10 protein-coding genes are annotated in these 12,813 nt (G+C 47.5%); 1 reads left to right on the plus strand and 9 read right to left on the minus strand.

The window, feature by feature from the left end; translation table 11 throughout:
- Positions 1 to 242: 242 nt before the first annotated feature.
- Positions 243 to 905, plus strand: coding sequence for a hypothetical protein (locus tag AC07ZE_RS31050; RefSeq protein ID WP_057978746.1), 663 nt, complete (start codon positions 243 to 245; stop codon positions 903 to 905).
- Positions 906 to 1,051: 146 nt separating this feature from the next.
- Here the strand turns inward: AC07ZE_RS31050 and AC07ZE_RS31055 are convergent, their stop codons facing one another.
- The 9 genes from AC07ZE_RS31055 to AC07ZE_RS31095 all read right to left on the minus strand — a co-directional run bounded on the left by AC07ZE_RS31055 (position 1,052) and on the right by AC07ZE_RS31095 (position 12,721).
- Positions 1,052 to 2,476: an IS1182 family transposase gene (locus AC07ZE_RS31055; protein ID WP_044271542.1), complete on the minus strand. Its 1,425-nt coding sequence runs from the start codon at positions 2,474 to 2,476 to the stop codon at positions 1,052 to 1,054.
- Positions 2,477 to 2,570: 94 nt separating this feature from the next.
- Entirely contained in the window at positions 2,571 to 5,930 is a 3,360-nt protein-coding gene (gene traN / locus AC07ZE_RS31060) for a conjugal transfer protein TraN (RefSeq protein WP_082631633.1), read from the minus strand.
- Positions 5,931 to 5,939: 9 nt separating this feature from the next.
- Positions 5,940 to 6,986, minus strand: a complete 1,047-nt coding sequence (locus tag AC07ZE_RS31065; RefSeq protein ID WP_057978604.1) for a TraU family protein — start codon at positions 6,984 to 6,986, stop codon at positions 5,940 to 5,942.
- A gap of 8 nt (positions 6,987 to 6,994) precedes the next feature.
- On the minus strand, positions 6,995 to 7,684 hold the full coding sequence (locus tag AC07ZE_RS31070) for an EAL domain-containing protein (protein WP_158004326.1): 690 nt from the start codon (positions 7,682 to 7,684) through the stop codon (positions 6,995 to 6,997).
- A complete protein-coding gene (locus AC07ZE_RS31075) occupies positions 7,681 to 8,832 on the minus strand; it encodes a TrbC family F-type conjugative pilus assembly protein (RefSeq protein ID WP_057978602.1) in 1,152 nt (383 codons plus the stop codon). Before AC07ZE_RS31075 ends, AC07ZE_RS31070 begins: the two co-directional genes overlap by 4 nt.
- Positions 8,826 to 9,317: a S26 family signal peptidase gene (locus tag AC07ZE_RS31080; RefSeq protein ID WP_082631631.1), complete on the minus strand. Its 492-nt coding sequence runs from the start codon at positions 9,315 to 9,317 to the stop codon at positions 8,826 to 8,828. The genes AC07ZE_RS31075 and AC07ZE_RS31080 overlap by 7 nt, the downstream gene beginning before the upstream one ends.
- Positions 9,310 to 9,636 (minus strand): hypothetical protein, encoded by a 327-nt coding sequence (locus AC07ZE_RS31085; protein WP_125919916.1) that lies wholly within the window; start codon positions 9,634 to 9,636, stop codon positions 9,310 to 9,312. Before AC07ZE_RS31085 ends, AC07ZE_RS31080 begins: the two co-directional genes overlap by 8 nt.
- A complete protein-coding gene (gene traC, locus AC07ZE_RS31090) occupies positions 9,633 to 12,035 on the minus strand; it encodes a type IV secretion system protein TraC (protein WP_057978601.1) in 2,403 nt (800 codons plus the stop codon). The genes AC07ZE_RS31085 and traC overlap by 4 nt, the downstream gene beginning before the upstream one ends.
- On the minus strand, positions 12,032 to 12,721 hold the full coding sequence (locus tag AC07ZE_RS31095) for a DsbC family protein (protein ID WP_010466575.1): 690 nt from the start codon (positions 12,719 to 12,721) through the stop codon (positions 12,032 to 12,034). Before AC07ZE_RS31095 ends, traC begins: the two co-directional genes overlap by 4 nt.
- Positions 12,722 to 12,813: the final 92 nt, after the last annotated feature.

The raw sequence follows: 12,813 nt of genomic DNA on the forward strand, positions 1-12,813 counted from the left end.
GCGAATCGTGACCGGATGTGCTGGTAATAGGTGCCCAGCTTCACACAAAACCCGAAAGGCAGAGCCTTCGGGAACAACACTCAAGCAACATGCTTGGGCGAAGATTGAGCCGAGAATACCCCCACTCCATAGAGCTGTAAAGCATCAGCATCCGCTTCTGACCCCCCTATAGGGTCAGATTAAGAAAAAACGCTATCCGATGCCGAATAAGGTAAAGGCTCCCCCAACCCAAGGAGCCAAAAATGGCAAACGGAAACGATTTCAAGCCTCAAGGTAAATACTCGAGTGCAACGCTCACTTCCCAATACACCCTAAATACCGAGCATGCGCAGCGGGTGCATCGGCGCTGCTTCGAGGGCGCTGCGCGGGCACTCTTCACTATCGACGTTATCGCGAGAGCCCTGTCCCATGGCAACAAAGCTTTCAACTATTCAGAAGTCATGGCCGCTGTAGAAACATTACTGAGCGGCCTGGAGCGCGACGTAATCAATGAGCGCGATCGCTTCAAACATATCCTCGAGCAGAACAACAGCGCCGGCGTGACCGCGCGTTACGACAACGCCGCGGAATTCAGTTTCACCGTGTCGACACCTCTCATCATGCGCCTAGCGCAGATCATTCAAGCATTTGACCAGATGCTCATCGCCGCCCAGACCTGCTGGCTCATGTGCTTCCTGGACTCTGACAAGAACGATCTGGTCGCCAATGAAAGAATGCGGCAGCTGATGCGCGTGATCCGCAAGCTTCAACTGATGGCAACGGACGCGCGCAAGAAAGCCAAAAAAGACGTAAACGCCGATGCGATTGCCGCAAATCTCGGCGACGCCGCGGAAGAAAGCGAAGTGGATAAATTAACCGCTACTGCGATTGAAGAAGAAACCGCGGCGGCAAAAACAGCGGCGTAAAGCACCGAACAAAAAAAGGGGCCCTACCAGGCTGTGTGAAAACGCAATCTGCGCCGGCTAAAAGCAAATGCCCCGACTTGTCGGGGCATTTTGCTTTTCTGAAATCTGAAATCTGAAATCTGAAATCTGAATAATGAAAGGGCCTCTTAGCCCATCAGTTCCATCAGTTTTTGCGCTCCCAGCACCTGGATAGCTCTTTTCAAGTTGTAGGCCTGTACCGCAAGAGCCATTTCTGCGCGAGTACCCTGTAACTGGCGCAGCAAAAACCGGCCATTGCCGAAGATCCATTGCTTCAGGTTGCCGAAGGGATGCTCGACGATGGATCGGCGATTGACCATCATTTCGGGATGGGCCTTCATCCGCAGCTCCATTCGCTCAAATGCCGCTTCGTGGGCATGGCGCGTCAGATACCGGCGTTCGGCCTTGGTGCAGCGGCTTTTGAGCGGACAACTTCGGCAGTCGCTGATAGCCGCCTGATAGATCCGGTCGCCCTTGCTCAGTTGTTTGAGTGTCAGTTGGTTGCCGGCGGGGCACTGATATTGATCGTTGTCCGTGTCATAAATGAATTCGGTTCGATCAAAGTATTGTTCGTCGCCACCGGTGGTGTTGATGGACCGATTCGGGGGCACAAACGCCGTGATGCCGGCATCTTCACAGCTCTGAAACTGGGCGCCATTGGAGTAGCCCGCATCCGCTGTGACGCAGAGTTCGGATTGGTGCAGCTCCTCTTTGGCCGCTTTGGCCATCGGATCGAGCTGGCGATTGTCGGTGCCTTCCTGAGTGACTTCGTGGTGCAGAATCAGACAATGTTTGGCATCTACAGCACTTTGAATGTTGTAAGCCACGAGCGGGCCGGACGCCGTTCGCATCTTCTGGGCCTCGGGCTCGCCCACGACGTGTTGAACCAGACCTTGAGCCTCCATCAGCACCTGACAGGTCTGGTTATTGGCCTTTTTTACCTGCAACTCTTGAAGCGCGGCTTGCACCGCTGAACGATCAATCGATTCCCCATCCTCGCCACGATCTGCTTCATCAAGTTGTGCCAGATAACGCGCAATTCGCTTATCGAGCACCGCTTCTCGCTGCTTGAGCTTTTTCGGTGTCAGGTGTTTGCGACTTGAGGCAACCGCCTGAAACTTGCTGCCATCGATGGCCACCAACTCGCCGGCAATCAGACCGGCATTTCGGCAAAACCGAACAAAGGCGCGGCAGGTTGCGGTGAACGCAGCGCTGTTATCGCGCCGAAAATCAGCGATGGTTTTGAAATCAGGGGCCAGCCGGCCAAGCAGCCACATGACTTCAACGTTGCGCTGACACTCTGCCTCGAGCCGCCGCGACGAGCGGATGCGCTGAAAATAGCCGTAGAGGTAGAGTTTGAGCAGGTCGGCGGGATCATACGAAGGGCGTCCCGTGGCCTTGGGCCTGGCTTTGTCGAAGCCCAGCAGCTCAAAGTCCAGAAGCGAAACATAGGCTTCGATCACCCGAACCAGATGGTCATCGGGAATGAGTTCGTCTAGCGAGAGTGGAAACAGAGCGCTCTGGGAGCGGTTTTCACCTTGGATATAGCGCATAAGAAAAATGCCCGTATCTTGCGATACGGGCATTTTCTTCAACCGGCCAGCAGATTGCTAGGTTTTCACACAGCCTGCTACGGCCCCTTTTTTATTACTTATTGAAAGTGTCCCTTAAATTATCCTCTGCAGCCTTTCTCGTCTCAGAAAAGCTTTCATTTAGACCATCCAATCGCTCTGTATTTCGATTGAGAGTGTCGGTTCGACCTTCACCAATATTCAAAGCTGACCCCTTACCTGTCAAATTATCTAAATTAATTTTGTCGGCCGTAGGATAGAAATTAGTAACTTGAAGTAAGCCAATCCACTCTGAAATATCAATCTTACTCCAATCCAGCTTGGCTATCTGATCAACGCCTAGTGCTTCGCAGGATGGGTTTTCAGCATCACCCCATGTCATTCCGAGTTGTGGCCGCCCCTGCTCCTGAATGATGCGCCCTAAAGGCGAGTTGAAGCAGCAGTAAGACTCCCTTTTCTCAATACAACCAAATGGTGTTTTACTAGCGCAATAGCTGCCAACATAATGGCAAACTTTCGTTTCCTTCTTGGCTCCCAACTCAAACTCTTTAGGCTCACACTCCCATATTATTTTTACCAGAATATTAGCAATCTGATAAACCATATAAGCAATCATTACGACTGAAAGAACAGCTGCAAAACTCGAAGCCAAAGTAGCATTTGGAGCAGTAGTTACAGCACCTGTAGTAGGGTTGGTAGCAGCAAAAGCCTCGGTAGAGGGGCCATTGGCTGCGATTCCGCTTGCAAAAACCGCGTTTGCAGCCGCTGGCCCAAACGTATTCGCTGTCCAATTCGCGACATAGTTCATCATTTGTTGCTTAAAGCCTTCAATTACACCGAGTTGTGCTACATCAGTCACCGCAGCATTGGTAGCAGATGCAGCACTCCACGCTGAATCCCAACCACTGCCACTAGCCAACTCTTTTCCCAGAGTCCAGGCACTTGAAAGCGTAGGCGCGTTATCAATGATTCCGACTTTTTCAGTAAGCTGGATGGTGTTGTACGTGAGAGCAATGTAGTCCATGAGTGATACGCCGTCTGGGGCCTCGCAGCAGTCCACCCAGCCACCTACAGCCTTTTTGCACTCCATCATTTCGCCCTTGAACACTTTGCAAACATGATCTGATGTTGTGTCCTCAGGATTTTCACCGCAATCGAGATCATGTTCAGCAAACTGTGCAATTTGAAGGGCTGCGGCCGCATAACCAAACTCAGTAGACTTTTCATCGGTCGGATTGAAACACTCTTTCCCTAGGCAGCGAACTGGACCTGCACATTGATACGATGTCTTGGTATCGGTTGATGGAACTTGAACATCGTAGCCACAATCCCAAACCTCTTCAGTCACATAGCATTGCCCTGAGTCACCCTTTGCACCATCAACACATTTTTGAGAGATAAAGCCACATGTCTTATCAGCCTCGAATTTTGCACAGGTATTTAGGTTCATTCCTCCATTTACACAACCTGTGACTTTCGCCGATTGGAATAATTTATCAACACCTTGGACAGGGGAAGGCAACATAGCAGCATACATACTATCGCCAGGACAAACAGAGATTCCATTTAAAGGCAGGCAACCTGATGCTACGCCTTTAGTGACCTGAACTGCTCCGCCTTCAGTGCACTGACCAGATTGGATCTTATTGGCCGCGTCAATACAGAATTTAGGGCCATAAGACTCCGCGGCGATACGTACAGCCTTAAACCGGAACTCATGAGCGTAGAACCATCCTGGCGTTCCGCTGCCAGTATCCTTGATGTCGACGATCATTTTTAGACCGTTTTCACAAGACGGCATCTGAATAATATTAGTTGAGTCAACACCCAATGTTTTAGGTGCGTATTTATGACCAGTCCATAACCCAACAGAAGAGACAGCGATTTTTTGAGGCAGAGATCTACCATCCTCCCCTTTTGCCTTACATAGATAATCATAGTTAGCCTGATCGATACTGGCATCCGCCCGCAGACTGCTTGTTGTGTTCTGAGATGAACCACTTGAAAAGTCAACCACTACGCGATTCGTTTCGCCCGAACCAGGAGCATCCTCAACCGCAACCTTTGCAGCGAATGGGATTTCCATAACTTTCATATTATGATTTACGGAGCAAGTCCTATCAGTGTTTACAGGACATTGTTGCTGCCCTTGTGCATCGGTGTAGCACTCCATATCACCTTTATAAAAATTACATTGTGAGTTGATTGAAACTTCTTGGCAGAGAGGCGAAATCCCAGGCAAGGGCGGACCTTTGCCAAATGAACTTTCACAAACAGTAACACCGTCAATTTCTGCACATCCTGTTTCAGAAATGGCAGATATTTTCGTACACACGAATGAACCCTGACAGTAACCATCATTAATAGATGAGGCTACGTCAACAGCTTCTTGTGAATACCACTTTTCTTCGCTTACTGCCTTCAACGGATCGTAGATAACTCGCAACTTAGCGTAAGCCTCACCAGAACCAGCGACTGACGCTCGAATTTTGAATTCTTTTTTTCCCTTCTCTTTTAATAAAGAAGTCATGTTGACATTAGGAGCCGTCTCCCAAGACGTCCCTAGCTCACATGCACCAGCCGTTTCAGGTGGAAAGTTCTCGTTTGGGCCAGACCAGATTTTCGTGTTGGCAACCCATACCTGCATGTAGTCATCCCATTTTGCGTAGGTTAGACTCGCAGATTGAATTGCATCTGGGTTTACGACTTCAAAAGTCATTTTATTTTCGAAAATGGTGCAGTAACCCGACCAATAATTATCACCGACCTGACCTAACCAGATATCAATGCATCCCGGCCCGCAAGATTGAAAGTTTGTGGGACCATCGACATACTTAACAACGCCAGCTGTATAGTCGTGCTTAAGCGTGAATACTCCAGACTTATCCGCAACACGTTCGCACGTCTTCATGTCAGACACATGTTTAGACGTAGTGGTCTTTGTGGTTTCAGTTGTCTGTTTGCAATCAGCAAAGTCTTTATTAAATATGTCCTGATTGTCGATTGTCTTATCAGTGTTCGTCCAAAGTGGATCATTTTTAAGATCGGGCCGTTTAGTGCCAGAAGTGTCTTTCAACAGGCGGTAGGCATCACCGCTCATCGAGTTCTCACTTAATAAAGACGTATTAGCATTGGACCCTGCACTTAGGGTCCCTTCATCATTTCCATACAGACTTTTCAAGTCACCGGAATCAGACGTATCAGATACGCCTGGGAATAATTCAGACAGATTAATGGTTTGCTTCTGCCCCCCACTGCCAAAAGTGATCTCGGATGACGACGCAGTCGGCGCCGACCATGAATTCATCGCATCTTGAGCAGCTTTATTCCCGTCCGCTGCCGATGACGAAATGCTATCGGCCCAAGCAGGCACACAGATGGCGTACCCGTAGAAGAATAGTGTTACGGCCGCGGTGATCCTGGATAGAGAACGCATGTCAAAATCTCATAGTGTGTTACAGCAGTCATTCCACCGGAATAACATGTAAAGCGCGTCTTCCCCGACTTGGGGAATAACTCTGCCCTCACCCCCTTGCCAAGTCATCGGGTGAGAACCGATGTAATGCGCTTCCTTCGATTCTGCTCGAGGAAAGAACATGGCCATTTTGTATTGGGATTTTGGAACTGTGGGGAAGATTGAGCCCCTGCAGATGGTTTCATCCCCAATAGTTAAATGTGCAAGGCCGCGGCGGTGTTGGGTAGCAATCGTGCGCGCAGCAAGTAACGAAGTGGTTCGCCCAAAGTCGTTGGGTAAGGCAGTCCCAGCCATTGGGTAGATTTCTCCCCACGTCCCTGCACACCACCAGAGGGACGTTAGAGGCTCTTGACCAGCAACACCTAAGGCCGCGTCAGCTGTGCATGCAGCTTGTGCCAGTGGGTTTGCGACAGCAGCAGCCTCAGGGTTAACAAAGAATGCTAACTCGTCATTTGTCCAGACCGGGTCAATCTCCGTTAACTGAATGATATCGAAGTCAGCATAACCATCTGGAGAGCAGCGCTTGGGCATGTACATTTCCAGAATCGATAGCAGCGGGAACGCATAGTAATGGACGTTATAGAAAGAGAGTTTCTCCTTCGTAATCGTGTTGCCACCAACTGAATCGGATAATGTCCCCCACAGGCGCTTGTCGCCAATTGGCAAGGTAACACCACCCAATGCGAGCGAACACCCAGGCTTCCTAACAACTTCGATTAGCCGAGCAGGCTCCCACAATGAGTTGACAATACCAGGCTTCCATAAGCCAAGATTGTCCTCACACATGCAAATACTCTTCTTTGAAGCGCCTGACGGAGCATCACCAGGTGTGATGCTTACACCAGCAATACGTATAGGGAATAGACAAGCCCAACAAACATCAGTAAATAACTTACCGCTAAACAGCTCAGCATTTGGGCAGGACAAAGAATCAGTTACAGACTGATCAGATACCGATACTTGCGAATAAAGACACAGCAACAGAGAGACCAACAGGCCTAAACTACGAATGAACATAATTAATACTACCTTGAACTCTGTAACAGCGAAGGCATTTGATTAAGCACGCCTGGTTTAGAGAGCGCAAAGCCTTGTAGCGATGCACCATTTAGCGGCTTAAGCCAACCACTTAGAATTGAAACATCTTCTACCTTCTCTAAGATTAAACCTACATGGTTGGCCAAGCAGTAATCTCGAATTTCAGTCAGGAGCGTCAGATTTGCCGGCACCAACAACGCAGGGAGGTCAACCTTGCAGTAATCCCACTTATGTCCAACCAAACGTGCCATATTTGAGTTTTCCGATCCAAAGTCATCAATTGCAACTCTTAACCCCAAGGACCTAGCAAAGGATAACAATGAATCAAGGCTCTCAGACCCGTCAGAGTATTTCTCAGATATTTCGAGTACGATTTCCAACCCTAGCGAATAGACGCCAGCTAGAGACTTTATCAATGCATACGCATCAGAAGGTGACGATAATGTTTCTGAACTGATATTAATAAATAAAGGGCCCATACCGATTAATTCTGAAACATTTTCGGTGACTAGCGTTACTATCTCGCGATCCAATAGAATCCACTCACCTGGTTGCGAGTTCGCCATGAACTGTCCTGGTGAAAGCATTCGACCCGAGACTATGCGACGAGCCAACACCTCGTACCCTAGAACCTTACCGTTGGAAAAGTGAATTGATTGGAGCGCTAGCACTGTCACGGCAATGACTCTCCTGCAACTTCTTCAATATAAAAGCTTCTATCGGCCGCGGTAACTACTGAAGGCGTGAAATCGATAGAGAACCTCGTGCGCACATCATCCTTTAGGATGTATACGGCACGGCCTACTTTATTTTGCACTTCAGTAAATCCATCCCAACCTTTCTGGCGATCCATTTCTGACAAAATAATGACAACATTCTGCTTGTCACCGTAAGTTTCAATCTGCGCCTTCGCAAAGTTGATCTGTTTTTCATAACTAGGATCGATAATCACAAGACGCTGAGTAAAAGGACGAATGTCTAATGGGTTTATACGATCACCAGCTTTATGTATTAAAGATCCGTCGACGCCTGTGATGTCTTGTGGCACCACGACTGAAGGATCTAGCTTTCTGACTCTACTCGTTGTTGCAGGCGATAATTCTGCAAATACTTGATTAGACCAAAACCTCCTTAAAGCCTTATCTTTCAGCTCTGAAAAATTGACCTTGGCGAGTCGCTCCTTCAATACTTCAATTAGATCACGCTCGGCTATTCGCAGGCCGGGCCCAATTGCTTTTGGCTTTGGTACTTTATCTTTTTGGTACTGCTCATCCGCGGCTTGAACGGATGTTGTTCCTGAAACTACATATACAGTTTGTTTCCCTACAACTTTACGCACTTGCGGAACGGTTTCAATTTGCGACTCTTCGAAAAGCACGGGGTTTATAAGTACAGGTGTATTGGACTTCGTTTCCAAACTTAACCGTTGCACCTTTGCGAGCGCGTCTTGCAATGTTAGACCGTCAGGAATACCTCTAAAAACAAGCTCGACTTCTCTGTTATCGTGGTATTCCTTTATGAGATTCTTGATCTCCGCCTCACCAAGACTCCACGAAACGAATACCTGATAGGTCCTGTCGTGATCAACAGGCACGGGGTCGACTGAATTACTGTCTAACATCAGTGGTGTTTTGGCAAAACTGAGGTCTTCAGTTTTCAATACAAAATCTACTTGCTTGTCCGTATTAGTCTTTATTCCGTCCAGAACGTCTTTGAAATTCTCAATTGCTGCGCTCTCTTGAGCTGCAAAGTCTGTGCTCCCATAAGCCTGAGCGACAGAACAAATGACAGCCGCATAAATGAGTGCTGATCGTAGTCTTACCATATTGGGTAGGCTCTCCCGACCACGTCGGAACTTGAAACGTAGCCCCAATATCTCGAATCGAAACTATCTTGAGATGTGCCCATGAACCAAAGCATATTATCTGGAACTATCTCATCCCTTATATATCGGCTCTCTGGTTTACCTAGGCGATCTGCAAGCAGCAGACCTTTACCTCTGGTAGTACCATTCACAGCGATATTTTCCAGGCCTACTGTGACGCGATCGCCAGGTATACCGCGGACGTATTTGATGATCTTCGTACCATTCGCAAAAAATGGTTCCATCTGAGTCGACCGAAACGCGTATACCTTATCGCGATCAATTTTCGTATCATAACGATCAACAACAAAGACCCGCCAATCCAAGCACGTGTTCTTTTGTGGATCAATTCCAATTTCATATCGAGACGACAGGTAAAAAGCGGCACCAGCCATAGCAACTGACAGGGGCAAGGCTTTTAAAATGAATGTTAAATGCTTATTCACTTACCGCCCCCTCAGATACCTCAGTTTCATCACCATGTTCAATTAATGGAATCTCTAGCTCAGGTGGGTATGACACTAACGCTCGTGAGTCCATCACAACATAACCAGCAGCAGTCAATTTATTCGCGGACTCGCGAAGGTTATTATAACTTTCCTCAACCTCCGAATTCGAACCTCCGCTACCGTGCAAATTAACAACGTCATAATTCAGCACCGCGAATTGAGTAATTGAAGAATCGCCCTTAATAAAACTGTATGCTGCAATGGTTCCCAGCGAGCAAGCAACAGAAAGTGCTACGTTAAGAATTACTGACTTCATACTGATACCCCACGATCGCGCAATACGACATTGATCCCTTCGGCTGTATTCATGCCTTTGTTAACATAGACATTGATATCATGCACATCTTTAGGAGTAGTTGAGTAAAGAAGCTTAGAAAAGTTATCAACTGTCAAGCGTCCTACACCAGACCCTGACTCCGTCATAAAGAATATCTCAGAGTACTGACCACGGATCGTATGTACTGACTTGAGGATGCTGAATCCGCCATCGCTTAACGCAAGTCGGCCTTCTTTTTTAATGATATTGATTGCATCATCTTTCTGGCCCAGCAAGAAGGTGTTCGCTGAGTTTTCCGCGATAGCGCGACCAGTCGGACTAGCGTACAAATCGTTTACAGATTGTGTAATAGTAATTGCAGCGCCATTGTATTTACGGAAACGGCGATAACCGTGCTCGATAAACTTCGCGACATCACCTTCTGTAAGTAACGACCAAGCCTCATCGATTACTACAATTTTCTGCCGGTCTCGATCCCCCAGGAACATTGCCTGTTGAATTTGATAAATGAGCTGGAGCAGAACTACCTGCTGAAGATGCTTCCGCCCCTTTAGTTCCTCGAGTTCAAGTACAGTGAACGGGTTTTTGAAGTCAACGTTATTCTTGCCATTGAAGTACTTGCCGTACATCCCCTTGGACGTGAATGGGTAGAGTTGCTTACCGACATCCTGGATACGGCTGTCTTCATCGCCAAGCAATGATTGCTCGACGTCATCGACGCTCATGTCACGGCCTTTGACTTCCCAAACGTCATGAGTGTGCTTTCGCAGACCTGCAACTTGAAGGTCTTCAAGGGCCTTCGTAGGTGCAGCCATAGCGCACAGAAGTCCAATGAGGACGTCCTCCTCCTCAGAGTACTGTTGAACCAACTCAAAGGGATTCAGGCATATCGTGACGTCTGGCTTAAATTCAAGGAAGTCACCATTAAATGCTTTGGCCAGCTTCTCGTACGATCGACCAACGTCAATCACCCACACCTGAGCTCCAGCTGATCGATAGGCTGTGATCAAGTAGTTAGTTAAAAATGACTTCCCGCTACCCGACTGCGCAGCTACCGTGGCGTTGTAATTAGTTTCCGAGTCGAAAAGACAGTAGGACATCAACTGCCCGTTGCGAGACACAAACTGCATCATCGGGGAGCCAGTCCCCTTCCAATCCCCATAGATAGGTAGCAGTGGTAGGGCCTGAGTCACCGACATAGTTTTATATCGATAGCTCTCATTAATAGCATTTGCATCTGCGCCAAACGGAAGCGCGTTTAAGAATAAAGGCAGTACAAAATATTTGTCTTCCAGGAACGAAAACTGACGTATTCCCAGATAATTTCGGGCTTCTGATGATGCACGCACTAGGCGATCACGATCGTTAGCGAAAACGATAACCGTCATGTTGCATCGGACAATAGCCTCGCCTTCCTCAATCTCCTTAAACAGGTCATCCATACCCTGTTTTTTTGCACCAAGTTTTGGTACAAATTTTAGAAGAGGTCCGTAGGCCTGGTTGTTGGCCCACTGACGCTTGGTGTTCATTTTGTCTTTTGCTGCCTGTTGATCAGGAAAATATACAGTGAAGCTAATTATGCAATTTTCTCGAATCCCGTTGTTTCCGGTTAGCAAATCACCCAAATACCAAGCTGCAGAGCCCTGAACTACGCGACGAGGAAACTTTTTAACACTAAGGGTTTTTACCAAAGTGTTACCGATCTTTAGATGATCACTAAAAACTTCTAGAGTGCGATCATAATCCAAGACCTGTGTTTTAAGCGGCTTATCATCGTCCGCCTCCTGCGCCATTCGATCTCGCCAAGACGCATTTGGTCCTTGGTTCAAAATCGACGACATAATTTCCAAATATAGGTTTTGTGTTAAACCTATAGGGCAAAACCCAATGCTTTTAAATGTCGAGTCAAATTGAGCCCTGAGCTCGCTTATGATCTGAATTTCTTTTTCACTTGGCAAAGGTTCGGCAATTGGAAACTTAACAGTAATGATTGTGTGAATTTCACGTACCTTGATACCTGAATAATCATCAATCGGCTCAAGTGTGCCTTTGAACAGGTACGAAGCACGGCTTTTGATTGCTTGATGCGCAATGTCATCAGGAGAATGCATCCGCATTCTCAGCATCGAATTCACTTGATCGTTAATGTTTTGCGATGGAAATGATGAAAAATTAATCATCGTTCCGGCCGGCCATGCTTGTTTCATGACGCTTTTAAGTTGGTCGCCCTCTTTGCCATCACTTCCAGGCAGCGGGCGACACAAAAACGCGAACCCAGCCATGTTGTCATCCATAACGAAGTACTTCTTATCTTCGTCATAGGCAACTACGCTAAGTAGGTCTGCAAGTGGGAATTTAGCTTTTGGAAAAGTGCTCATTTTGCGGCTCCAATCAGCCAAGACTCGAGCGAACCTTTTGCATACCCTTGGCGTGTTAAACCATCGTCACGAATAATAAACGGGACGCCTTTAAGCCCAAACATTTGGGCTGTAATAATTCGTTTGCCGATTGCTGAGGTATCGCAATCTGCTCCACGGCTATCTATAACTCGCGGCTTTTGCAGTCCAACAGCAATCTCATAGGCTTGTTTCTGATCAGTTGCACAGTGCATCGATCGAACAATCTTGGAACTTTCTTCACCGAGTGCTGATAGCTCGACAATTTTAAATGTGTAGCCTTCTACTTTTTTGAGATCAGTTAGAAGTAAGCTGCATGCTGGGCATTGAGGGTCGGTAAAAATTATGACCTGTTTCTTTCCGCTCCCATATGTAAAGGGGCTCAGATCGTCAACGTTGAACTTAAGCTTCGCCACGTCGATATAGCGGAAAGCTTGATCGGCGTCATCGATCGAGGAAATTTCTTTTTGGCTCCAGGTGTCATACAAGCTCCCACGAAAAACAAATCTTCCGTTATCACTTACAAACGCGAGCTTTCCATTTTTGACGGCCGCAATCATTCCGTTTATTGGCAACGGCGTAGTTACGTTGTTTTCTTGGGCATTTGCAGTGCAATAGCTGCTTGCTGACGCGATGAGCAAAATTGCGCAGAAGATTCTTCGGAGCATGAGGACACCTCTTTTACGATGTCATCAGGCTATAGCTGCATACTTTGGGAGGGTGTCGAATCTGACCCTTCATTGGGGTCAAAAGAAAGGGC

Source organism: Pseudomonas sp. GW101-3H06 (assembly GCF_059424605.1).